This is a genomic window from Rhizobium ruizarguesonis (assembly GCF_017357285.1).
Lineage (GTDB): Bacteria > Pseudomonadota > Alphaproteobacteria > Rhizobiales > Rhizobiaceae > Rhizobium > Rhizobium ruizarguesonis.
The window spans coordinates 475,924-498,783 of sequence record NZ_CP071679.1; the positions used below are offsets into that span (position 1 = coordinate 475,924).

Annotated in this window: 20 protein-coding genes; 12 read left to right on the forward strand and 8 right to left on the reverse strand. The window is 60.8% G+C overall.

What is annotated here, in order from left to right:
• Positions 1 to 10: 10 nt before the first annotated feature.
• Positions 11 to 1,198 carry an MFS transporter gene (locus J3P73_RS26740; protein WP_207580019.1) on the reverse strand — a complete coding sequence of 396 codons (1,188 nt, stop codon included), beginning with the start codon at positions 1,196 to 1,198 and terminating at the stop codon, positions 11 to 13.
• A 94-nt stretch (positions 1,199 to 1,292) separates the two neighbouring features.
• On the opposite strand from J3P73_RS26740, the gene J3P73_RS26745 reads away from it, so the two are divergent.
• The gene (locus tag J3P73_RS26745; RefSeq protein WP_130687319.1) at positions 1,293 to 2,189 is read left to right on the forward strand and encodes a LysR family transcriptional regulator; all 897 of its coding nucleotides are present in this window, start codon (positions 1,293 to 1,295) and stop codon (positions 2,187 to 2,189) included.
• Between the two features lie 83 nt (positions 2,190 to 2,272).
• Here the strand turns inward: J3P73_RS26745 and J3P73_RS26750 are convergent, their stop codons facing one another.
• A complete protein-coding gene (locus J3P73_RS26750; protein ID WP_130687318.1) occupies positions 2,273 to 3,019 on the reverse strand; it encodes an SDR family NAD(P)-dependent oxidoreductase in 747 nt (248 codons plus the stop codon).
• A 40-nt stretch (positions 3,020 to 3,059) separates the two neighbouring features.
• Positions 3,060 to 3,452: a DoxX family protein gene (locus J3P73_RS26755; RefSeq protein WP_130687317.1), complete on the reverse strand. Its 393-nt coding sequence runs from the start codon at positions 3,450 to 3,452 to the stop codon at positions 3,060 to 3,062.
• A 158-nt stretch (positions 3,453 to 3,610) separates the two neighbouring features.
• Here J3P73_RS26755 and J3P73_RS26760 point away from each other — a divergent pair, with 158 nt between their 5' ends.
• Positions 3,611 to 3,991: a winged helix-turn-helix transcriptional regulator gene (locus tag J3P73_RS26760; protein ID WP_018069644.1), complete on the forward strand. Its 381-nt coding sequence runs from the start codon at positions 3,611 to 3,613 to the stop codon at positions 3,989 to 3,991.
• Positions 3,992 to 4,167: 176 nt separating this feature from the next.
• On the opposite strand, the gene J3P73_RS26765 is transcribed toward J3P73_RS26760, so the two are convergent.
• Positions 4,168 to 4,662, reverse strand: coding sequence for an Lrp/AsnC family transcriptional regulator (locus J3P73_RS26765; RefSeq protein WP_018480227.1), 495 nt, complete (start codon positions 4,660 to 4,662; stop codon positions 4,168 to 4,170).
• Positions 4,663 to 4,813: 151 nt separating this feature from the next.
• On the opposite strand from J3P73_RS26765, the gene J3P73_RS26770 reads away from it, so the two are divergent.
• Entirely contained in the window at positions 4,814 to 5,020 is a 207-nt protein-coding gene (locus J3P73_RS26770) for a hypothetical protein (RefSeq protein ID WP_018480226.1), read from the forward strand.
• Between the two features lie 28 nt (positions 5,021 to 5,048).
• Positions 5,049 to 8,756: a trifunctional transcriptional regulator/proline dehydrogenase/L-glutamate gamma-semialdehyde dehydrogenase gene (gene putA / locus J3P73_RS26775; RefSeq protein ID WP_207580020.1), complete on the forward strand. Its 3,708-nt coding sequence runs from the start codon at positions 5,049 to 5,051 to the stop codon at positions 8,754 to 8,756.
• A 263-nt stretch (positions 8,757 to 9,019) separates the two neighbouring features.
• On the opposite strand, the gene J3P73_RS26780 is transcribed toward putA, so the two are convergent.
• From J3P73_RS26780 to J3P73_RS26795, 4 genes are all read right to left on the reverse strand, one after another.
• Entirely contained in the window at positions 9,020 to 10,219 is a 1,200-nt protein-coding gene (locus tag J3P73_RS26780) for a mandelate racemase/muconate lactonizing enzyme family protein (RefSeq protein ID WP_130687315.1), read from the reverse strand.
• A 16-nt stretch (positions 10,220 to 10,235) separates the two neighbouring features.
• Positions 10,236 to 11,597 (reverse strand): mandelate racemase/muconate lactonizing enzyme family protein, encoded by a 1,362-nt coding sequence (locus J3P73_RS26785; protein ID WP_130687314.1) that lies wholly within the window; start codon positions 11,595 to 11,597, stop codon positions 10,236 to 10,238.
• 69 nt (positions 11,598 to 11,666) lie between these two features.
• Positions 11,667 to 12,833: a mandelate racemase/muconate lactonizing enzyme family protein gene (locus tag J3P73_RS26790; RefSeq protein ID WP_130687313.1), complete on the reverse strand. Its 1,167-nt coding sequence runs from the start codon at positions 12,831 to 12,833 to the stop codon at positions 11,667 to 11,669.
• 53 nt (positions 12,834 to 12,886) lie between these two features.
• Positions 12,887 to 13,597 (reverse strand): GntR family transcriptional regulator, encoded by a 711-nt coding sequence (locus J3P73_RS26795; RefSeq protein WP_130687312.1) that lies wholly within the window; start codon positions 13,595 to 13,597, stop codon positions 12,887 to 12,889.
• A gap of 207 nt (positions 13,598 to 13,804) precedes the next feature.
• Between J3P73_RS26795 and J3P73_RS26800 the strand changes: the two genes are divergently transcribed.
• From J3P73_RS26800 to J3P73_RS26835, 8 genes are all read left to right on the forward strand, one after another.
• Complete coding sequence (locus tag J3P73_RS26800) at positions 13,805 to 15,283, forward strand: ABC transporter substrate-binding protein (protein WP_018494267.1); 1,479 nt, start codon at positions 13,805 to 13,807, stop codon at positions 15,281 to 15,283.
• 73 nt (positions 15,284 to 15,356) lie between these two features.
• Complete coding sequence (locus J3P73_RS26805) at positions 15,357 to 16,316, forward strand: carbohydrate ABC transporter permease (RefSeq protein WP_130687311.1); 960 nt, start codon at positions 15,357 to 15,359, stop codon at positions 16,314 to 16,316.
• The gene (locus J3P73_RS26810; RefSeq protein WP_130687310.1) at positions 16,313 to 17,203 is read left to right on the forward strand and encodes a carbohydrate ABC transporter permease; all 891 of its coding nucleotides are present in this window, start codon (positions 16,313 to 16,315) and stop codon (positions 17,201 to 17,203) included. Before J3P73_RS26805 ends, J3P73_RS26810 begins: the two co-directional genes overlap by 4 nt.
• A gap of 11 nt (positions 17,204 to 17,214) precedes the next feature.
• The gene (locus J3P73_RS26815) at positions 17,215 to 18,312 is read left to right on the forward strand and encodes an ABC transporter ATP-binding protein (RefSeq protein ID WP_024322992.1); all 1,098 of its coding nucleotides are present in this window, start codon (positions 17,215 to 17,217) and stop codon (positions 18,310 to 18,312) included.
• 33 nt (positions 18,313 to 18,345) lie between these two features.
• Entirely contained in the window at positions 18,346 to 19,509 is a 1,164-nt protein-coding gene (locus tag J3P73_RS26820; protein WP_130687309.1) for a mandelate racemase/muconate lactonizing enzyme family protein, read from the forward strand.
• A 21-nt stretch (positions 19,510 to 19,530) separates the two neighbouring features.
• Positions 19,531 to 20,280, forward strand: a complete 750-nt coding sequence (locus tag J3P73_RS26825; protein ID WP_130687308.1) for a ribonuclease activity regulator RraA — start codon at positions 19,531 to 19,533, stop codon at positions 20,278 to 20,280.
• A gap of 170 nt (positions 20,281 to 20,450) precedes the next feature.
• The gene (locus J3P73_RS26830; RefSeq protein ID WP_018069657.1) at positions 20,451 to 21,461 is read left to right on the forward strand and encodes a LacI family DNA-binding transcriptional regulator; all 1,011 of its coding nucleotides are present in this window, start codon (positions 20,451 to 20,453) and stop codon (positions 21,459 to 21,461) included.
• A gap of 46 nt (positions 21,462 to 21,507) precedes the next feature.
• Entirely contained in the window at positions 21,508 to 22,800 is a 1,293-nt protein-coding gene (locus J3P73_RS26835; protein ID WP_165419643.1) for an ABC transporter substrate-binding protein, read from the forward strand.
• Positions 22,801 to 22,860 lie beyond the last annotated feature (60 nt).

The window sequence follows — 22,860 nt, forward strand, 5'->3', positions numbered from 1 at the left end:
TTCTGAAGGTTCAGGAACGGCGACCGGGGAGTGCGGCGAGGACAGCCGAACCGGCGAGAAGGCAGGCGGCCAGAAGGAAGGGGCTCCACCATCCCGCGGTGTCGAACAGCATGCCGCCAGCGAAAGCACCGCCTGCAATGGCGAGTTGGATCAGCGCCACCTGCAGTCCACCTGCCGCTTCCAATTCACCGGGAACGATAGCGGCCATCCAGGTGTTCCAGGCGACCGGAAGCGGGGTTGAGAAAAATCCCCACATGACGAGCAGGGATGCCGTAACCGCCGCGAACGGCCCGAGAGCGATCAGCAGCAGGGCAAGGACCGCAAGAGCAGCCGGCAGTCCTGCTAGAACGAGCAGGAGATGGCGCCGGGCGACTAAGCCAATGACGGAGGTTCCAGCCAGTCCACCGACGCCAAGGCCGAGAAGCACCATGGACAGAACATTCAATTGCAGTCCGGTGACGCCTTCGAGGAACGGACGAAGGTAAATGGACAGCGCGTTCTGGCCGATGAAGGCGAGAGCGGTCGCCGCCATTCCGATCGCGAATGTGCGATTGCGCAGCAGCCCTAATATTCTGGCCACCGAGACGATTGACGTCGCCGGCATCCTCGGCAGGACGACCAGTTGCCAGACGAGCGCTGCAATTCCGATCGGCACCGTGATGAAGAAGGTTCCGCGCCATCCGATCAACCCGCCAAGAAAACTGCCGAGCGGCGCGGCAAGGACGAGTGCGAATGCGGTGCCACCTTGAAGAAGCGCAATGGCCTTGGGCAGGTCACGGCCCGAAGCCAGGCGTGCCAGAATAGCCGTCGACAGCGACCAGAAGCCGCCGATCGAAACGCCGACCAGGGACCGCCCGACGAGAAAGACAGGGAAGTTGGGTGCGAGGGCAACCGCCAAGCTCGATGCAACAAGAACCGCCGTATAAAGCAGGACGACAGCCTTCCGGTCGATCCTCGCCAGGAAGGCATTGCCGAAAAGGCTGGTGATAACCGCGAAGACTCCCGACACGGTGATCGCCAATCCGGCCTGCCCCTCTGACACAGAGAGGTCCGCGGCGATCGGGGTCAAAAGGCTCACAGGGAGAAATTCCAACCCCACCAGAAGGAAAGTGAGAAGCGAGAGACAGGTCACAGCAGACCATGAGGTCGCCGTGTCGTCCGTCAGTGAGGTCTCATTCAATGTCAACTCGACGGTCATTCACGTTCTCCTGTCCGGTGCCAGATAGATAGCCGGGCTGGTTTTGCGCGACTAGAAGCTATAATCTGAACGTCGTGATGAAGGAGATTCAACAATGCGGCGCGACGAGTTCACGGAAATGCGTGCGTTTCTGGAGGTGGCTCAGGAGCGGAGTTTCACCCGCGCTGCATCAAAGTTGGGAGTCACGCGCTCGGCGCTGAGCCATACGATCAGCGCGCTCGAAGCCCGGCTCGGCGTCCGGCTTCTCTCCCGCACGACGCGTGACGTGGCTCCCACGGCGGCCGGTGCCCGGCTCATGGAAACTATCCAGCCGCATTTCGAGAGCATCGCCGCCGGGATCAGTGCCCTCGGCGCGCTGCGCGACAAACCTTCGGGCACAGTCCGCCTCGTATGTCCCGATGATGCCGTGGAGCTGGTCTTCCGTTCGAGGCTTCCGGCATTTCTACGGGATTACCCCGATATCACGGTGGAACTCATCATCGACAACGGTTTCACAAATATCGTGGAGCGCCAATTCGATGCCGGCGTGCGGCTCGGCGAAGCGATTGCGCGCGACATGGTGGCCGTTCGCATTGGACCCGATATCTCTTACGCCGTGGTCGGATCACCCGAATATTTTGCGGCCCGCACTGTGCCTTCGACCCCGCATGACTTGACGGACCACAATTGCGTCAACCTGCGTCTTCCGACGTCAGGCGCTCTCTATGCCTGGGAGTTTGAAAAGGATGGCCGCGAGTTCAGCGTTCGTGTGGAAGGCCAGCTCGTGATGAGCAACATAGGGCCGGCGATCAATGCCGCTCTCGATGGCGCGGGGCTGTCTTATGTGCCGAGGGACCTCGTCCGGCAATATTGTGACAGCGGTCAACTGAACGAAGTGCTGGCGGATTGGGCGCCAACATTCCAAGGCTATCATCTCTACTACCCCAGCCGGCGCCATCCATCCCCTGCTTTCTCCGCCTTCGTCGAAGCCTTTCGCTACCGGCATCGGTAACCAACACTCATGTCGGGAGGCTCTGCCGGACAACGGGGCGCAACACGCTGCGCCCCTTGCTCATCGACGGTTGCCGAAGGCTGTTACCGTGCGCTGTCGATGATTGCGCCGCCATCTGGGGTAAGGCTGTATCCCGTAATGAATTGGGAATCCTTGCTGGCCAGGAACAGCACCACCGGGGCAATGTCGTCTTCCGGCGAGCCGAAACGAGCGAGGGCGTTCGTCGGGGGAGGAACGTCCTTTACCGCAGCACCCCAGGTGTCCGCGACCGGCAGAACGTTGTTTACGGTGATGTTGTCGGCACCCCATTCGCGTGCGGCCGTGCGAGTCAGCGCGCGCACCGCCTCCTTGGCCATGTTGTACGGACCGTAACCAGCCAACCCCACGGTGCCGGCCATCGAACCGAAATTGATGATCCGCCCTGCTCCGCCTTCTCTAAGGTGAGGATAGCAAGCCTGCATGAAGCGTAGATATGCGATCGGCCCGGTGTCGAAGTTCCGTTGCAGTTGCTCGAGCGAAAGGTCGATGACCGAAGACAAGACCGCAGAACCATCGAAAGCATTGTTCACGAGAATGTCGATGCGGCCGTATGCAGCGACAACCTTGTCCACCGCGGCCGTGATCTGATCGGCTTCACCGACGTCGCAGACGACGCCGAGCGCGTTGCCGCCCGCTTCGACGATATCCGCGACAACGCGATCGACGCCTTCGGATGTCCGAGAAAGAATTGCGACCTTCGCGCCTTCGGCCGCAAACAGCTTTGCGGTGGCGCGGCCAATGCCGCGGCTTGCGCCGGTGATAACGGCAACTTTTCCATTGAGTCGACCCATGTGTATCTCCATTTGATAAGGCTTGGGAATCTTCGAGGCGTCAGAGGGCGGCGGCCTTGATGTAAGGGGAAGGGAGGTCGCGGGCGTCGTTCTGCGTCATGAACGACGTGATCAGCAGCGCCAGGCCGATCGCCGCTGGCAGAGCGCCGACAGGTTTTCGAACGCCGATATGCGCGAGACCCGATAGCAGCAGGTGAAAGAAGATGCCGGCATAGGCGAGATCGCTGAGCGGCACGCTGACGCGCGAAAGGATCGCAACCGGGCCGAGGACCTTAGCAATGATCATGAACGGAACGAGGTTGTTCGCGCTGTATCCGAGTTCCGTCAGCGCCTCACGAACCCACTGTTTCTTTGTGGCATACATGTAGGCTGAAGCGAGGTAGAGCACGGATAGAAGTGCCGTGCTGATCCAGTATCCGTAAAATTCAAGCATAGGTTCATCCCTGTCGCTGCCCACGCAGCAACATTCCTCTCGTCGAGTCTGTCGGTTTCTATGCGAGAGGCGCTCCTTTTACTGCGCCCCTGATGCACGGATGGAAAATGTCGTCTAAGATCTATCTTTGCAAGTAGGATGAATTACTTGCAGCTAGTATGGAAAACCAGACTATGGCCGATGGCGAAATCAATATGCATGAGGAGATGCGTCGCGCATTCGCGCTGCTCTCCGGCAAATGGAAGCTGGAAATCATGTGGCTGCTCCATCAGCGGGTCCACCGGTTTGGCGAACTGAGAAAGGCTATTCCAGGCATCACCCAACACATGCTGACGGTGCAACTCCGCGAGCTCGAAGCAGACGGCCTCGTGTCCCGCACCATCTTTGCGGAGGTTCCTCCGCGCGTCGAATATGAGATCACGAAAAAAGCGCGGGGCCTCGGCCCCACCATGGAAGCCTTGACGGCATGGTGGAATGAGTACGGCAAGAGTGTGCCGGTGAAACCGAGCGCACGCGGTCGGAAAGCCAGAGATGGCTGAACTGCCTGGGGAGCGATTGCTACCCTTGCTGCAACCGCTTTGGCGCGATGGCCGACGACAATGAATATATCGCAGCTCGTCCGGCGGCAAATTGGACGGATTATGCGCAGCTCGGTCGGCGCGCATTTTGGATTCTGCGGCAACTCACCGGCAGGTGGTCATCCCAAGGATCACATTCACGAAAAACTCGAACCGGACTTGTCCCAGCCTTCCTTGACCGTTTCCATCGCGACGTTCGTCGATGTGCTGGCAACATGGGGCAGTGTCGAGATGCGCTCGCCCAGAACCCGACGGTAGCGGCCGATATCGCGGGTGCGGATCTTTAAGAGATAGTCGAACCTGCCTGCAATCATATGGCACTCTTCGACTTCCCCGATCTTCTTGATGGCATCGTTGAAGCTTTTCAGCGCATGCTCGCGGGTATCGGAGAGTTTCACTTCGACGAAAGCAATGTGGTCGAGCTGCATTTTCGACGGATTGAGGATGGCCTTAAAGCCTTCGATGTATCCTTCGCTGATCAGCCTTTTGAAGCGGATCTGGCATGGCGTCTTCGACAATCCGACACGCGTAGCCAGATCGGTGATCGACAGCCTTCCGTCCTCGGCGAGTGCGGCGAGGATTTTTCTGTCGAACTGGTCCAATTCACTAAAGATGTCAGTTTCTGTGGCCATTTGAACTCTCGATGACGCATTAATAAGTTCATACGGCCTAGAAACTGTAAAAATCAAGTGAGATCGCGATTTGTGGCTGTGATAGATTAGGTGCCGGGCGAAAGAGCGCTGTGATCGGTATCGGCGCCGACTTCAAAACGGGGGATCATACATGCATGACAACGAAGCGGATGATGACCAAAAACCCGACCTGCTCGTTCACTACCGGCCGGTGGCAATAAGGGCTGTGGCGGCGGCACTGACCCTCAAGCGCGACAAGCCGAATGCGCGCTCGCTGCACGAGACGGAATATTCCGGCCCCGCTTTCACGGATGATGAGCATTGGGACGATGAGCCCGCTGTTCCATTTATCCGCTAGACCAAACATCGATTGAATAGGGACTTCCATGTTGAACGCAGCGACCCCCTCCACGCCCTCCCAAGATGCCGTCGACGGCGCGCCGTTCTCCGGCTTTGCCCCACCGATCCGACCGCAATCCCAACTTCGCCAGGCCATCACGGCAGCCTATCGCCGGCCGGAAACCGAATGCCTGCCGCCTCTTGTGGCAGCAGCGCGCGTCTCCGAGGCAAAACGCTATGATATCCGCAGCACGGCCCGCAGCCTGATCGAAGCGTTGCGCGCCAAGCACAAGGGCACCGGTGTCGAAGGGCTGGTGCAGGAATATTCGCTCTCCAGCCAGGAAGGCGTGGCGCTCATGTGCCTCACCGAAGCGCTGCTGCGCATTCCCGATACCGAAACGCGGGACGCGCTGATCCGCGACAAGATCGCCGAGGGCAACTGGACTTCCCACATCGGCGGCGGAAAATCCATGTTCGTCAACGCCGCCACCTGGGGCCTCGTCGTTACCGGCAAGCTGACTTCGACGGTCAACGACCGAAGCCTGTCGGCAGCGCTGACGCGGCTGATCGCGCGCGCCGGCGAGCCGGTCATCCGTCGCGGCGTCGATATGGCGATGCGCATGATGGGCGAGCAGTTCGTCACCGGCGAAACGATCGCGGAGGCGCTGAAGCGCGCCCGGCCACTGGAAGCACGCGGCTTCCGCTATTCCTACGACATGCTGGGCGAGGCCGCGACGACGGGCGCCGATGCCGAGCGTTATTATCGGGATTACGAAAAGGCGATCCACGCCATCGGCAAGGCGTCGGACGGGCGCGGCATCTATGACGGCCCGGGCATATCGATCAAGCTCTCGGCCCTGCATCCCCGTTACGTGAGGTCGCAGGCCGGCCGGGTGATGAGCGAGCTGCTGCCGAAGCTCAAGGCGCTGGCCGTTCTCGCCAAGACCTATGATATCGGCCTCAATATCGACGCCGAGGAGGCCGATCGGCTGGAGCTTTCGCTTGATCTCCTCGAGGAGCTTTGCTTTGCCCAGGAGCTGACCGGATGGAGTGGGCTTGGCTTCGTCGTGCAGGCCTATGGCAAGCGCTGCCCCTTCGTCCTCGACTACATCATCGATCTGGCACGTCGTTCCGGGCGCCGGATCATGGTCCGTCTCGTCAAGGGCGCCTATTGGGATGCGGAGATCAAGCGCGCCCAGCTGGACGGGCTCGACGACTATCCGGTCTATACTCGCAAGATCTACACCGATGTCGCCTACGTCGCCTGCGCGCGCAAGCTGCTCGATGCTCCGGATGCGGTCTTCCCGCAATTTGCCACCCATAATGCGCAGACGCTCGCCACGATCTATCGTCTGGCGGGTCCTGATTTCACCGTCGGCAAATACGAGTTCCAATGCCTACATGGCATGGGCGAACCGCTCTACGACGAGGTCGTCGGGAAGGAAAAGCTGGACCGGCCCTGCCGCATCTATGCGCCTGTGGGAACCCATGAGACGCTGCTCGCCTATCTGGTTCGACGCCTTCTGGAAAATGGCGCCAATTCCTCCTTCGTGCACCGCATCTCCGATCCGAATGTCTCGGTCGAGGCGCTGATCGCCGATCCCGCCGAAATCGTCGCGGCCATGCCTGTCGTTGGCACGCCCCACGTGCAGATCGCCTCGCCAAAGGCTCTTTACGGCAACGCCCGGGCCAATTCCGATGGTCTCGATCTCTCGAACGAGGCCACCCTTTCGGATTTGGCTGAGGCGCTCACTTCTACGGCTGCTGCCCCGTGGCATGCGCTTCCCCTCCTTGCCGACGGCTCTACCGATGGGGTGACACGCGATGTTCTCAATCCTGCCGATCACCGGGATGTCGTCGGCACGGTGACCGAAGTGAAGGTCGAGGAGGCAGCGCGCATCGTCCGCATGGCTGCGGAGCACGCGCCGCAATGGGCCGCAGTGCCGCCGGCCGAGCGTGCCGCCTGCCTGGAGCGGGCGGCCGATATCATGCAGGCCCGCATCAAGGTGCTGATGGGCATCGTCATGCGCGAGGCCGGCAAATCTGCCGCTAATGCCGTCGGTGAAGTGCGTGAGGCGATCGACTTCCTGCGCTACTATGCCGAACAGGCCCGCAAGACCCTCGGCCCCTCGCATGCGCCCCTCGGTCCGGTCGTCTGCATCAGCCCGTGGAATTTCCCGCTGGCGATTTTCACCGGACAGGTCGCCGCAGCGTTGGTGGCCGGCAATCCCGTGCTTGCGAAACCTGCCGGCGTCACGCCGATCATCGCTTCGGAGAGTGTGAAAATCCTTCACGAGGCGGGCGTGCCGGTCGGTGCCTTGCAGTTCGTGCCCGGCAGCGGCCGCCTCGGCGCCGGCATGGTCGGGGCGGAGGAGACTGCAGGCGTCATGTTTACCGGGTCGACCGAAGTTGCCCGCATGATCCAGGCGCAGCTGGCGGAACGGCTGTCAGCAGGCGGCAAGCCGATTCCGCTGATTGCCGAAACCGGTGGCCAGAACGGCATGATCGTCGACTCCTCGGCATTGGCCGAGCAGGTGGTGGCCGACGTCATTGCGTCTGCCTTCGACAGCGCCGGTCAGCGCTGCTCGGCGCTCCGGGTTCTCTGCCTTCAGGACGATGTCGCCGACAGGACCCTCAATATGCTGAAGGGCGCCTTCCGCGAGCTGACGATCGGCCGGACCGATCGGCTGAGCATTGATGTCGGCCCAGTCATCAACGATAGCGCAAAGACGGAGATCGACCAGCATATCGAGCATATGCGCGGCTTGGGCCGCAAGGTGGATCAGCTGCCGTTGCCCGAAAGTGCGGCGGCGGGAACGTTCGTTCCGCCGACGATCATCGAAATCAAGTCGCTGTCGGACCTGACGAGGGAGGTCTTCGGACCGGTTCTGCATGTCATCCGCTTCAAGAGAAACGGACTCGACCGTCTGATCGACGACATCAACGCATCGGGTTATGGTCTCACATTCGGGCTTCACACCCGGCTTGATGAAACGATCGCGCATGTGACCAGCCGGATCAAGGCCGGAAACCTCTACGTCAACCGCAACATCATCGGCGCCGTCGTCGGCGTGCAGCCATTCGGCGGCCGCGGCCTGTCGGGAACGGGTCCGAAGGCCGGCGGTCCGCTCTATATCGGCCGGCTGGTGCAGCGTGCGCCCGTGCCGCCGCAGCAGGACTCCGTTCATACGGACCTCGCTCTTCGTGACTACATCGTCTGGCTCGACAAGAAGGGCTTGTCGGGCGAGGGGGAAGTGGCGCGTGGATATGCAAGCCGCTCGGCACTCGGGCTCGAACGTGAACTCACCGGTCCGGTCGGCGAACTCAATCTCTACGCGCTCCATCCCCGCGGTCGTATTCTCCTCGTGCCGCAGACGGAGGGCGGGCTTCACCGCCAGATCGCCGCAGCCCTATCGACCGGCAACCACATCGTCGTGGACGCGGGTTCCCTATCGAAATCAGTCCTGGCGGACCTTCCGGCGGCTGTCGCCGGCCGGATTTCCTGGACATCGGATTGGGAAAAGGACGGGCCGTTCTCCGGTGCCCTCGTCGAAGGGGATCGCGACAGGGTTCTTGCCGTCAATCAGAAGATCGCTCACCTGCCCGGTCCGCTTCTGCTGGTCCAGGCCGCGACGGTCGAGGAATTGGCGAGCGATCCCGAAGCCTATTGCCTCAATTGGTTGCTGGAGGAAGTGTCGACGTCGATCAACACCGCGGCTGCCGGCGGCAATGCAAGCCTCATGGCCATCGGCTGAGTGACAAGACGAGGGCGCAGAAAATGCGCCCTCGGCCGCATATTGCATGCGCCGATGAAACTCGAGACGGAAAAGAGGCCCTCCTCCGGGGGTCAATCTCGATACGTCGGCCTACAAGGGCGTCGGGCGGCGGGCCTGCAGAGTCCGCGCGGAGCCCGATCTCCTTTCCCATACCGGCGGGGCTTACTGAGCGCTGCATGACCCGAAGCGTGTCATCCCAGTCATTTGCGTAGACGATTCACCTCATGCAGGTGGAGGGAGGTTCAGTCGAAGAAGCCCGCATCCTCTTCCCTGAGATATCTCTTGGCCGCTTCGGCGTCGATATCGAGGCCCAGCCCCGGCGCTTCCAGTAGGTCCACCATGCTGTCCTTCACGATCTGCGGCGGCAAGCCGATTACCAGATCCTCCCACCAGGGGTCGGAGGCGCTCGGATATTCGAACGCGATGTAATTTGCCGGCAATGTGGCGCAGACATTGATCAACGCGCCGAGCCCCAGCAGGCCGTTAGCGGTGCCGTGCGGTGCCATCAGGATCGAGTGCATGTAGGCGTGCTCGGCGACCCATTTGAGCTCGGCAATGCCGCCAATATCGGCTGGATCGGGGCCGATGACGCGCACCGCCTGCGTCTCGATCAGTTCCTTGAAATTGTGTCGCAGGTAGATCTGCTCACCAGTGTGGATTGGCGTCGAGGTGGAGGTTGTCAGTTCCCGATAGGCCTGCGGATTGACCCACGGCACGTAGTCGCCAGTCAGCATGTCCTCGAGCCACATCAAATTGTACTTCTCGACCGCGCGAGCGAACTTGATCGCATCGGGCAGCATCCAGCCCGGGCCGCAGTCGAGCGCCAGGCTGACTTTGTCGCCCAGCACTTCCTTCATCGCGATCACGCAGTCGAGCATGTGATTGAAACCGCGCTCGCTGATCATGCCCTGATCCATGGCGCCGTGATAGCCGGCCTTCTTCTGCGTCACGCCGTAGTGGAAGTCCTCGATGGTGTCCTTCATGTTGGAGTGGAACGAGATTCCTTGCTTGACCATGAAGAAGTTCTGCGGCTGCTCCATCATCCACTTGACGTCAGCGGCGTAGTCCTCCGGCCGGTCGCCCGTGCGTTTCTGGCGAATCGAGCCATTGTAGACGCGCACCTTGTCGCGCACCTTGCCGCCGAGCAGTTTATAGACGGGCACGCCCGCGGCCTTGCCAGCAATATCCCACAGCGCATGCTCAATAGCGCTCACCGCCGCGCCGTACGGCTTGAAAGAGCCGCGTTGGCGGATCTTCAGCATAACTCTCTCGACGTCAGTCGGGTCCTCGCCGATCAGCGCCTCGCGGAAATGCAGCACAAAGGGCGTGAGGTAGGACTTGGTGAATTCGACTTCACCCAAGCCATGGAGGCCCTCGTCCGTCACGATGCGGACGATTGGGTGTTTGCCGATAACGGCACAGCGGAGGTCGGTGATCTTCATCTTCGTTCCTTTTGCCTCAGCTCCAGGTGCGATCCCAGGAATACTCATCGTCCCAGCGATCCGTGGGCTGCCAAATGCCGGTGACACCCGGCTGCAGATGCTGCGAGATCACCTCGTCGACGACGTCGTCAATCCCCAGGCCCGGCTTGTCCGGAACAGTGATAAAGCCGTCCTTCACCAGTGGCTTGGGAAGGCCGGTGACGATATCGTCCCACCAGTCGACATCGACAGAGTGGTATTCGAGCGCCATGAAGTTTTCAGCCGCGGTCGCGACATGTGCCGCGGCCATGGCGGCGATTGGACTTTCTGCCATGTGGATGGCCATGGCGACACCATGGTCCTGCGCTATATCTCCGATCTTTTTGGTCTCGAGGATTCCGCCGCTGGTGAGCAGGTCTGGGTGGATAACGGAGAGGCCGCCGCTCTTGAGCAAAGGCTCGAAGCCCTCCTTGAGGTATATGTCCTCGCCGGTGCAGATCGGCACCGTAGTGGCGTCCTGCAGTTGTCGGTACTGCTCGGTATACTGCCATGGGATCACATCCTCGAGCCAGGCTGGCACGTATTTTTCAATTCGCCTGGCAAGGCGAATGCCGTTCTGCACTGAGATGTGGCCGATGTGGTCGATGGCGAGCGGAATATCCATGCCGATGACCTCACGAACCTCGGCAATGTATTGCTCAAGGAAGTCGAGGCCCTTGTCGGAAAAGTGGAGGCCGGTAAACGGGTGCGGGACATTATGCAAATCGTACGCAGCGTTGCGGACGCGCCGCTCTTCAATGGTCTTCAGCGGGCCTCGGCCGGGGTGGTCGCGGTACCCTTCAAGTGAGCCGGCAGGAGACACGACCGCACCGGGCACATCCGCGATCTGCATCAGCCCCAGATCCATCTTGAGAAAGGTGAACCCAAGCTCCATGCGCTGCTTGAGGCGCCTGCCGGTCTCGGTGCCGCTCGGCACCGTGGCGTCGGTATCGCAGTAGACGCGCACTTTCTCCCGAAACCGGCCGCCGAGCATCTGGTAGATGGGGACGCCATAGGCCTTGCCGGCAAGATCCCACAACGCGATTTCGACCGCCGATACGCCGCCGCCTTGTCGGCCGTGCCCGCCGAACTGCTTGATCCGGCGAAACAGGCGGTCGATGTCGCAAGGGTTCTCGCCAAGCAGCCGGCTCTTCAGCATCAGCGCGTAGGTGGCGCTGGCGCCGTCGCGCACCTCGCCAAGCCCGACGATGCCCTGGTTGGTGTAAATCTTGAGCAGCACTGAGGTGAACGGCGCGCCGACAATTTCGGCTACCCGCATGTCGGTGATGCGAAGGTCGGACGGCTTGGAATGCGTGTTCACCCGATTGAGCGCCTCGTCGGCTCCATCTGCCTCTGGCATGATTTATCCTCGTTCTGGTCGGCTGGGCTCGTCGCCGTGCACGGCTGCGGCGGCGTAGAGCGTTGCTAGCTAGTCCAGCTCTATCTCGTGGCTTTGAAGGTAGTCGCGGTTCATTTCAACGCCGAGACCAGGCTTGGGCGTAAGCTTGAGGCTGCCGTTCGAAACATCGAGTGGTCTGTCGATGAGGTGATCGTATTTGCCCAGGTTCCACTCTGACGTTTCAAGTTTGTAGAAATTAGGAACGGTCATCATCACCTGCGCTCCCGCAACCACGTTGATCGGCCCTGCGGCGTCATGCGGCGAGACCGGGATGTAGTAGGCTTCGCATAGGGCAGAAATCTTCTTGAGTTCGGTAATGCCGCCGGTCCAGGTGACATCAGGCATGATGTAGTCGGCGAGCCTGTTTTCGAGCACCGGCACGAAATCCCACTTCGTGTGGCCGCGCTCGCCCCATGAGATAGCGGCGCTGACCTTCTCACGGACCTGTTTGAGAGCGTTGAGGCTCTCCGGTGGACAAGGCTCCTCGAACCAGTCGATCTGACCAGCTTCCTCGAGGGTCCGACAAAGGCGAATGGCGGTGGGAACGTCGAACCGGCCATGCGCATCGATGAGGATGTCGACATCAGAGCCCGCCGTTTCGCGGATCAGAGCCGTGAGTTCGGCGGCTTCGCGCTCATCCTTGCGGGTCATGCTGCCATCGAGGTAGCCGTCCCGCTGTTCGCGAGGCTGTCCATCGGCGGTGCGGCCCTGGTGGGGGAAAGGATCGAACTTGAGCGCAGTGTGGCCGGACTCGACGATGTCTCGAATTTCCCGGACTACAGCCTCCTTGCTGGTGAACTTGGCTTGGTTGGGATGGGTGTAGAGCGCGATTTCATCGCGGACCGGTCCGCCCAATAGCTCGTAAATCGGCTGACCAAGAACTTTGCCTCGGATGTCCCAAAGGGCGATGTCGATGGCGCTTACGCATTCGACGGCGGCGCCGCGACTGCCCATGTAGGTGAAGCTGCGGAATATCTTGTGCCACAGATACTCGATACGCGCCGGGTCCTCGCCTGTTACAGCGGCACCGATCTGCCGCAGGATCGTGCAGAGGGCGCGATTGGCGAGCCTTGTCGTGGTGGTGATCTCTCCCCAGCCGCTCACCCCCTCGTCGGTCGTCACCTCAACGAACAGATACTCTCCCCAATAAGAAGCATCGGATCTGATTAGCCACGGCCGGACGCTGGTGATTTTCATCTCAACTGCCTTTACTGAAATGGTCGGGATAACGATATTCCAGGCTATCTATTCTATCCTGCCCGAGCGGCGTTACGCGCGCGCATGTGTTCGAGGATGTGCCGGCCGGAGCCCTCGACGTGGCGTGCAATGAGCTCGGCTGCCTCGTTCGCATTTCCCGCTTTGACATGCGCGATGAGCTCGCGATGCTCGCTAATGATCGCGGCACGCCGGGCGAGCGTGAAGTTGAAACGCCGGCTCACGGCTCGAAGCACTTCGCGATGCTTCCACCAAAGCTCGGCGGCATGGCGGTTGTAGTGTTTTTGGTACATTACGGTGTGAAAGGCGGTGTCCAGCTCGCTGTGCCTGAACGTGTCGGCGAAGTCGTTGTCTTCGATCAGGCCTTGGATGCGTTCGAGTTCAGCAATGTCCTCGACGGTGGCCATATTCACGAACCATCGCGTCAGTGCCGGCTCGATCAAGACTCCTATCTCATAGATGTCCCGAACAAAATCCTGATCTATGGGCCGCACGCGCGCTCCGCGGTTGGGAACGAGGGTGACAAAGCCTTCCCCGCGCAACAGTTGCAGAGCCTCGCGCACGGGGTTGGTTGAGGTGCCGTGGCGCCGGGCGAGGTCGGTGACCACAAGCCGCTCGTTGGCAGCCAGCCGCCCTTCGATGATGTCTTCCCTGATCAGTTGATAAAGCGAGGCGCCCTCGCTGGAGGCCCCGATAGCGTCGATCCCTTCGGGTGGCATTGCTTTAAAATCGCTTGTTCCGGCCAAGACGGTCCCCAATCAATACACATATTGCTCGGATATCATGCGAAGCTTCCATAAACAATGTACGATTTCTTTGATTGACAGACAATCTTCAATCTGAAAACGTATGATTAGGTCGAAGGGATACATTAGGTGGAAAGTCCCACGGCCGGGGAGCAAAGACCGCTCGCCTCGACGCAGAGCGGCATGGGAGAACCTGGAGGATACCTTATGACGAGGATTTCACTCGGCCGTGCGGTACTGCGCGGCACTGTCTGCACTGCTTTGATGGTATCGTTGATGTCCGCGTCCGCGCTGGGTGCGCCGGTCGACTTGAGCAAGTGGTCGCCGCAATATGTGCGCTCCATTGCCGGCACAGAGGATTTTGACACGGCCGCCGATTGCGCCAAGGTCACCCCGCTCGACTACAAGGGGCGACTGACGTTCTGGTATCAGGGCGTCTTCGAGGGCGACCCCGACCTCCTGCGCCAGTATTACAAGGAGTTCTTCGAGACCTTCCGCAAAACCTATCCAAACATCCAGCTTGAGGAACAAGCCCTCACCTATAACGACCTGCTGGACAAGTTCCGGACCGCGCTCCTTGGCAATGCAGCGCCCATGGCGGTCCGCCTGCAAATCCTGGGCGGCACCGAGTTCGCCTCAAAGGGCTATTTGCAGCCGCTCAAACCCGAGGATGTAGGGTATTCGACCGAGGATTTCTGGCCCGGCGCAATGAAGGCTGTAACCTGGGACGGGGTGACCTACGGCATTCCAACCAACAACGAGACGATGGCGTTCATCTGGAACGCCGACATCTTCAAACGTGCAGGCCTCGATCCGGACAAGGCTCCGGCAACCTGGGACGACGTCGTCAAGGATTCCCAGCAGATCCACGACAAGCTCGGCATTGCCGGTTACGGCCTCGTGGCTCGCAAGAATGCCGGCAATACGCCGTATCGCTTCATGCCGCAGTTGTGGGCCTATGGCGGCGGCGTCTTCGACGAAGCTACCGCCAACCCGACCTATAAGAAGGTCGAGCTCAATAGCCCGCAGAGCAAGGCGGCGCTGCAAGCCTCGTACGATATGTATGTTCGCGACAAGTCGGTTCCGGTTTCGGCGCTCACCAACCAGCAGGCCGACAACCAGCCCCTCTTCCTCGCTGGCCAGCTCGGCATGATGATCTCGCACCCGTCCGACTACAACGTCATGCTCGACCTGCAGAAAAAGGCGACGGGTACCGACAAGGACAAGGCGCAGACCGTCATCGACAACATGCGCTACGGTCTGATTCCGACTGGCCCCGACGGCAAGCGTGCCGTCGTGTTTGGCGGCTCCAACATTCACATCCTGAAGCCCGAATATGTCGAGGGCGGCAAGGTAGACGAGCCGGCTGCAAAGGCTATCATCTGCATGTGGACGAGCCCCGAATGGTCGCTGAAGATGGCCTATGCCGGCTCGAACCCGGGAAACCTTAACGGCTTCAAGACCAAATGGATGAAGGAACGTCTGGACAATATCAAGTTCCTTGATGTCACGACTTCGATGCTGCCATACGGTATCCCGTTCCCGGCGCTGCCACAGTCGCCCGAGATCATGAACATCATCGTCCCGGACATGCTGCAGAATGCTCTCACCGGAGCCATGACGGTCGACCAAGCAGCGGATGACGCAGCCAAGAAGGTGAAAGACCTGATGGACGGCGGACTCTAGTCCAAGCCTGACGATCTGACCGGCTGCGCCTCGATTGCAGCCGGTTTGTTCCCAAGAATAAGGGCAGGGCACAGTGACGATCTTGACTGGCAAGGCCGAGGCTCGCCGAAGACTGCAACCCGACGGGTCCAGCGTGCTGCGAAAAATTTGGGAGCATCGCGCTGACTACGCGTACGTGCTTCCTGCGATCGCTGTGATGCTCATCGTCATAGCCTATCCGATCTATTATACGATCGAGCTGTCGTTCTTCAATACGCCGCCGGGCCTGCAGCTCCGGGACAAGACTTTCATCGGCCTCGGCAACTACACCGCCATCCTCACAAGTCCGGTGTTCTGGACAGTCACCACGAACACTCTTATCTGGACACTGGGATCCACTTTCATCTCATTTGTCCTGGGGTTTGCCAGCGCCCTGGCGCTCCATCGCGACTTTGTCGGCCGTGGCATCCTGCGCGCCGTCCTGATCATTCCCTGGGTCATCAGCGCGGTCGCCGCGTCCTATATCTGGAAGTGGATCTACCATTCGGACTTTGGGATTATCGGCGCGGTGCTGGTCGGCCTCGGATTGGCCGACAGGCCGCCGAATTTCATCGACAGCGTCAGCACAGTGCTGCCCTCCCTGATCGTCGTCAATATCTGGCGGGAGTTTCCGTTTGCCATGATCATGATGATGGCTGGCCTGCAGACGGTTCCCGATCAGTTGCTGCGCGCCGCAAAAGTTGACGGAGCCAATGCATGGCAGCGGTTCTGGCACGTCACCTTCCCGCACTTGAGAAACGTCTCGACGGTGACGATCCTTCTGCTGGCAGTGGCCAACTTCAATTCATTCATCATCCCTTGGATCATGACCGGCGGCGGGCCGTCGAACGCATCGCATATCTGGATCACCCACATCTATGAGCTCGCCTTCGGCCGCCAGCGCTGGGGGGTAGCATCGGCCTATTCGGTGCTGCTGTTCCTGATCCTGATGTCGCTCGGCTACTTCTACGTCCGTGCGCTAAGCGGTAACGAGCGGAAGGATGGGAGCGCATGAGCACGATTGCCGAGACTGCTGCTCAAGGCAAGACCCGTCGCCGTGTGCGCATCGATGGATGGCGGTGGGGCGGACGCATCTTCCTCGTGTTCATGCTGCTTTACACCGCGTTGCCGATGATCTGGATGCTGATCACCTCGATCAAGTCCGGCTTCGCGGCCATGCAATTCCCGCCGCAATGGTGGCCTGACCAACCCACCCTTGCCAGCTACCAGAAGCTGCTCGATCCGCAAAACAGCGTTGGCCAGGACTTCCTCCGCTTCTTCTGGAACAGCCTTTTCGTCTCCACCGCCACGACCATCCTTTCGGTCATCGTGGCAGTTCCTGCGGCCTACGCTTTTTCGCGCTTCACCTTCCCGGGCCGAAACTTTCTGTTCTTCGCCGTCTTGCTTCGCAACATGTTCCCGGCCGTGATCTTTCTCGTGCCGCTCTTCATCCTGATGCGCGCGATCGGGCTGGTGAACACGCATGCGTCGCTCATCCTCACCTACCTCACATTCGGCCTGCCGCTGGCGATCTGGCTCCTCAAGGGCTTCTACGACAACATCCCGGTGCAACTCGAGCAGGCGGCGCGCATCGACGGAGCGACGCGGTTCCAGGCCTTTGTCCTGATCGTGATGCCGCTCTCGGCGCCAGGAATCATCGCCACGGCGATCTATGCCTTCATCGGCGCGTGGAACGAGTACATCTACGCCTACACGTTCCTCTCCAAGAACGACCAGTTGACACTGCCGGTCGGCATCCAGCGCTTTTTCTCGGAAAATACGACGGACTTTCCGGGCCTGATGGCGGCCAGCTTTATGATGAGCGTGCCCGTCGTGGTCCTGTTCCTCGTCCTGCAACGATACTTCGTACGCGCCCTTACAGAAGGCGCAGTCAAGCACTAGAGGAGTTGCCGGTGGCCCACGTGGTCCTCAAAGATCTGGTCAAGACCTATGGCAGCTTCAAAGCTGTCAACAATGTTTCGCTGACGGTCAACGACGGCGAATTCGTTGCGCTCGTCGGCCCTTCAGGCTGCGGCAAGACGACCACGCTCAATCTGGTAGCGGGGCTAATCCCCATCACATCGGGCGACATCGTCATCGGCGACCGGGTGGTCAACGACCTCGACCCCAAGGACCGGGACATCGCAATGGTGTTCCAGAACTACGCACTCTATCCGCAGAAATCGGTCTACAAAAATCTGGCGTTCCCGCTGCAGATGCGCAAACTGCCAAGGGACGAGATCGACAAGAAGGTCAAGGAAGCAGCGCGAGTGCTCGACATGACGCAGTTGCTCGAGCGCAAGCCACGCGAACTTTCGGGCGGGCAACAGCAGCGCGTGGCGCTCGGCCGTGCCCTCGTTCGCGATCCGGCGGTATTCCTGATGGATGAACCACTCTCCAACCTCGACGCGAAGCTGCGCGTGCAGATGCGCTCAGAGATCAAGCGCTTCCACCAGGACCTCAAGGCAACGATCATCTATGTGACGCACGACCAGCTCGAAGCCGTGACCATGGCCGACAGGATGGCGGTGATGAACGGCGGCTACCTGCAGCAATACGATTCACCGGCGCAGGTCTTTGCCCATCCGGTGAACATGTTCGTCGCCAGCTTCGTCGGCAGCCCGGCGATGAGCCTTGTTCCGCTGGAGGCGTCAACGGCAAGCGGCAACACTGTGTTGACCAGCGCGGAGGGCTGGCGCCTCGAGCTCTCGCCAGAAAACGCTCAGAAGGTCTCAAGGGCAACAACCAAGAAGGTTGTGCTCGGCGCACGTCACTCGACGATCAAGCTGCACAAGAGTGCGATGCCTGGAAGCGTCCCGGCCAAGGCCTACACGGTGGAGCCGACCGGAGACGTCACCTTCGTCCAGGCGTTTCTTTCCGGCGCCATCGTCAACGTCAGCGTGCCGCCGACCATTGCCGTCGCGCCCGACGAACAGATTTGGCTCGAGTTCGATCAGGAGCGGATGCATCTGTTCGACGGCGAAACAGAAATGGCCCTCAAGGCCAACTGATACCAAGCGGATGTGTGCGATACGAGGGCGTGGATGACTACGAAACTTAAAATCACGGCGATCAAGCCCTATCCGGTATGGGTAGGAACGCGCAACCAGATGCTGGTCAAGGTCGAGACTGACAACGGCATCTTCGGTTGGGGCGAGAGCGGCTTGAGCGGTCGCGAGAAGGCCGTGGCCGGCGCGATCGAGCACTATCGCGAGTTTCTCATCGGCCGAGACGCGATGCAGATTGGTCGGATCTGGCAGGAAGTTTATCGCAGCCAATACTTCGAAGGCGGGCGCGTTCTGCAGGCGGCGATTTCCGCCATCGACATTGCCCTTCACGACATCAAGGGCAAGGCGCTGGGGGTGCCGGCCTACGACCTGCTGGGCGGCAAGCAGCGCGACCGCATTCCTACCTTCGCCTCGACCGGTGACGAGGCCGAAGGCGATGTTGCCATCGAACGAGCCCGCGAACTACGCGCACAGGGGTGGCAGGCGATCCGCTTCTTTCCCATCGGGCAAAACAGCAAGGACATCTTTGAGCCGCGCGAATCGATCGGCACTACCGCAAGCATGCTAAACAAGGCGCGCGAGGCGCTGGGCGACGACGTCGTCCTGGGTATCGACTATCACCATCGGCTGTCGGTGGCAGAGGCGGCGAGCTTCTGCAACAAGCTCGGCCGTGGCGTGCTTGATTTCCTCGAGGAGCCGATACGGGACGAGACACCGGAGGCCTACGAATCCCTGCGCACGATGACCGACATCCCGTTCGCCATCGGCGAGGAATTTGCCAGCAAGTGGCAATTCCTGCCCTATATCGAGCGCGGCATCCATCAGTTCAACCGGCTCGATGTTTGCAATGTTGGCGGGCTCACCGAAGCGATGAAGGTGGCTGGCTGGAGCGAGGCGCACTATGTGGACCTGATGCCGCACAATCCCCTCGGCCCAGTCTGCACGGCCGCGACCATCCATCTCGCCGCCGCCGTTCCGAATTTCGCTTGGCTCGAGACCAGGGCGCCCGAAGCAAAGCTGGGCTTCGATAATTCCGACTTCTTCCCCATGCAGCCACGGCTCGACGGCCCCGACTATCCGGTCAGCGATCTGCCGGGGCTCGGCGTCGAGGTCAATGAAGAGGCGGTCAAGGCGGAGAGCTTTCGTTTCTGGGAAGCGCCTCACCTGAAGCGCCGCGACGGTTCTGTTACGAACTGGTAGTTTCATCCACCGGAGTCTAAAATGACCCATACTCCCGACATTACGCGACCGCCCAAAGAGCTGATCGACGCACTGAAGGAAATCGGCGCCGCGACGGTTGCCGGCACGCTTGGCCACATGGGCTTCCGCAATCCGCACATGGTCGGTCCCGTGCCGCAGAACCGCGGGAAGTCGATCGTCGGTCCGGCGCTGACGCTCCAGTTCATGCCGCAGCGGCCGGACCTCTTCACCGAGGGAGAATATGCCGATCCGGAGACGCAGTTGCACCGGCACGTGCTCTATCACGCGCAGGAGGGCGATGTGGTCGTGGTCGACGCGCGCGGCGACATGAGCTCGGGCGTCTTTGGCGATATGATGTCGACGTATTTCAAAGGCAGAGGCGGCGCTGGCATCGTAATCGACGGATGCATGCGCGATCGGCCCAATGTCGAGAAGCTGGATCTCCCCCTATGGCTGCGCGGCTGGACTCCCAATTACCATGTGCAGACGAGCATCTATCCCAATGCCGTCAACGTTCCGATTGCCTGCGGCGGTGTCACGGTCATCCCCGGCGACATCATCGTCGCCGACGACGACGGGGTGGTGGTGCTTCCAGTCGCAATGGCCTCGAAGGTAATCGAAGAGTCGCAAAAGCATCACGATTGGGAGGAGTTCTCGCGAGTGAAGCTTATGGAGGGCGGGTCGTTGCAGCGCTACTATCCGCTGCATGACGATGCCCGCGGAGAGTACGAAGAGTGGCGCAAAACAAACCGCTTGGAGAACCGAAGTTAGCCTTTCGATTACCGGAGGCGGGCGGCGACCTGCCGCATCGACTTGCGCACCGCGTCGAGAAAGGCTGGCGTTCTCCCTCAATTGCCAGCGGAACGTCGAGCAGTGCGCGTAAAATCCGCTTGACAAAACGCGTCTTCCGCCACTATTGGGTAATCGATAACCCAAGGAGGATGGTGAAGATCGTGGCAGTCTCGCTTTCTGACATCGCGGAACGTGCGGGCGTCTCGGTAAAGACGGTTTCGGGCGCATTGCACGGCGGCTCCGCCCGCATGTCGGACGATACGCGCCAGAAGATCAAGGCCATTGCGGAAGAACTCGGCTACGTGACCAACCTTGCGGCGCGTGGCGTTCGTCAGGGCTGGCTGCCGCTGGTCGGCGTCGTCTCCGACGGCCTCATCACTTCGCCCTTCGCCACCGAGATCGTGCGTGGCCTCGACGGGGCGGCCCGCAGCGCCGGCATGGCGGTCTTTGCGGTCAACCACAGAAGCGGCCAGTCTATCGGCTCGGTGCTCGACGAGGTGCAGCAGTTCCGGCCGCGCGCCGTTGCTTATGCCGCCATGTATCACAAGCATGTCGCCCTGTCGGACAGGTTGGCGGGCGCCGTCGGCGTCATGATCAACTGCCGCGAGGCTGCCGGCCGCGTCACCGCGCTGGTGCCGGACGAAGAGGGCGGCGCGCGGGAGATCGTGCATTATCTGCTCGTCGCCGGCCGCCGGCGCATCGCCTTTATCAACCTGCCGGGCATTCTCGCTGGCACGCTGCGCGAGGTGGGGTTTCGTGCGGCGCTTGAGGAGGGGGGCATCGACCCCGTCGGCGTGTTGCCGGCGGTGCGCCGCAGCGTCTACAGCGACCGCGCGCCAAGCCTTGTTGCCTCTCATGTGGAGGCGCTTCTGAAATCCGGTCAACGGCCGGACGCCATCCTGTGCGGCAATGACCGCGTGGCGATGGAAGTCTATGCGGCGCTCGCCCGCGCCGGCCTTCGCATTCCGGATGATATCGCGGTGGCAAGCTTCGACAACCAGGTCGAGCTTGCCTCGCGGCTGGACCCGCCGTTGACGACGATGGCCCTGCCGCACCGCGCCATGGGCCGCCTTGCCATGGAGATCCTCCTGGCCGAGCAGCCCGAACCGCCGCATCTGCGGAAACTGCCGTTCCATCTGGTCGAACGGGCATCCGTCTGAACATCGAATAGTGTCTAACAGGAGGAGAATATCAATGAGCACTTCAATGGGTAATCGTTTACTTTATGCACTCCTAGCGTCCGCCGCCCTGGTCGCAACCGCCGGTTTTGCCGAGGCGAAGACCGTCATGCACGTTATGCACCAGGGCGATCCCGGCTGGGTAAAGGCCTATGGCGACGTTGCCGCCCGCTTCGAGGCCGCCAATCCCGATGTCGACATCGAGATGATCTACGCGCCGCACGATGCCTATAACGAAAAGTTCAGCGCCGCCGTCATGGCCAAGCAGTTGCCCGATATCATGGAACTCGATGCTCCGTTCCTCGCCAATTATGTCTGGTCCGGCTATCTGCAGGCCGTCAAGCCGCTCATTGACAAGGACCTGCTCGATGACATGACGGATTCGAATATCGCCCAGGGCACCTATCCGATCGACAAGGACCTCTATGCGATCGGCCTAACCGACTCCTCGGTCGTGCTCTACGGCAATAAGAAATATCTTGAAGCCATTGGCGCCCGCATTCCGAAATCGGTCGACGATGCCTGGACCCGCGAGGAATTCGAAGGCTATCTCGAAAAGCTTTCCAAGCTTGAAGGCGTGAAGTGGCCGATCGACACCTTCCGAGGTTACGGCATCAAGACCGAGTGGATCACCTATGCCTACGGCCCCCTGCTCGAAAGCGCCGGCTGCGACCTGATCGACCGCAAGACTTGGAAGGCCAGCGGCACGCTCGATGGCGAGGCCTGCGTCAAGGCGCTGACGATGATGCAGGACTGGGTGAAGAAGGGCTGGGTCGTACCGACTTCGTCGGGCACCAACCAGTTCTACGCCGAGGGACAGCCGGCCGCGCTCGCCATGGGCGGCCACTGGTTCTACGCGGAGGCATCGGCAGCGATGAAGGACAATATCGTCGTCATGCCGCTGCCGAAGATCGGCGACAAGGGCGTGAGCCCGAACGGAACCTGGATCTGGGGCATTTCCGCGACCTCGGAAAACCCTGAGATCGCCGGCAAGTTTCTGAGCTTCCTGCTGAAGGACAAGGAGTACCGGGAGTACGCCAAGACCCAGTCCGCCTATCCGGGCCTGAAAAGCTTCGCCGCCGAATCCCCGCTCTATGCGGAAGGCGGTCCGCTCGCCATCGCCTTTGAGCAGGCTTCCAAGACCGCGATCGCCCGTCCGCCGCACCCGGCCTATCCGACGATCACCTCGGCCTTCATGCAGGCCGTCGACAAGATCTTCAACGGCGGTGACGCGCAGGAAGCGCTGACGGCCGCTGCCAAGAAGATCGACGAGGATATCGAGGACAACGCCGGCTACCCGCCCTTCGACGAGCAGCAGTAAGGGGTTTTGACGGGGCCGGCTCGTCCTGCCGGCCCTGGACCATCTCGGGAGGATAACCGA

Bases quoted from the DNA above. Each gene is read 5' to 3' on its own strand.
- J3P73_RS26740 (WP_207580019.1), bottom strand. From the start codon at position 1,198: ATGACCGTCGAGTTGACATTGAATGAGACCTCACTGACGGACGACACG.
- J3P73_RS26745 (WP_130687319.1), top strand. From the start codon at position 1,293: ATGCGGCGCGACGAGTTCACGGAAATGCGTGCGTTTCTGGAGGTGGCT.
- J3P73_RS26750 (WP_130687318.1), bottom strand. From the start codon at position 3,019: ATGGGTCGACTCAATGGAAAAGTTGCCGTTATCACCGGCGCAAGCCGC.
- J3P73_RS26755 (WP_130687317.1), bottom strand. From the start codon at position 3,452: ATGCTTGAATTTTACGGATACTGGATCAGCACGGCACTTCTATCCGTG.
- J3P73_RS26760 (WP_018069644.1), top strand. From the start codon at position 3,611: ATGGAAAACCAGACTATGGCCGATGGCGAAATCAATATGCATGAGGAG.
- J3P73_RS26765 (WP_018480227.1), bottom strand. From the start codon at position 4,662: ATGGCCACAGAAACTGACATCTTTAGTGAATTGGACCAGTTCGACAGA.
- J3P73_RS26770 (WP_018480226.1), top strand. From the start codon at position 4,814: ATGCATGACAACGAAGCGGATGATGACCAAAAACCCGACCTGCTCGTT.
- putA (WP_207580020.1), top strand. From the start codon at position 5,049: ATGTTGAACGCAGCGACCCCCTCCACGCCCTCCCAAGATGCCGTCGAC.
- J3P73_RS26780 (WP_130687315.1), bottom strand. From the start codon at position 10,219: ATGAAGATCACCGACCTCCGCTGTGCCGTTATCGGCAAACACCCAATC.
- J3P73_RS26785 (WP_130687314.1), bottom strand. From the start codon at position 11,597: ATGCCAGAGGCAGATGGAGCCGACGAGGCGCTCAATCGGGTGAACACG.
- J3P73_RS26790 (WP_130687313.1), bottom strand. From the start codon at position 12,833: ATGAAAATCACCAGCGTCCGGCCGTGGCTAATCAGATCCGATGCTTCT.
- J3P73_RS26800 (WP_018494267.1), top strand. From the start codon at position 13,805: ATGACGAGGATTTCACTCGGCCGTGCGGTACTGCGCGGCACTGTCTGC.
- J3P73_RS26810 (WP_130687310.1), top strand. From the start codon at position 16,313: ATGAGCACGATTGCCGAGACTGCTGCTCAAGGCAAGACCCGTCGCCGT.
- J3P73_RS26820 (WP_130687309.1), top strand. From the start codon at position 18,346: ATGACTACGAAACTTAAAATCACGGCGATCAAGCCCTATCCGGTATGG.
- J3P73_RS26825 (WP_130687308.1), top strand. From the start codon at position 19,531: ATGACCCATACTCCCGACATTACGCGACCGCCCAAAGAGCTGATCGAC.
- J3P73_RS26830 (WP_018069657.1), top strand. From the start codon at position 20,451: ATGGTGAAGATCGTGGCAGTCTCGCTTTCTGACATCGCGGAACGTGCG.
- J3P73_RS26835 (WP_165419643.1), top strand. From the start codon at position 21,508: ATGGGTAATCGTTTACTTTATGCACTCCTAGCGTCCGCCGCCCTGGTC.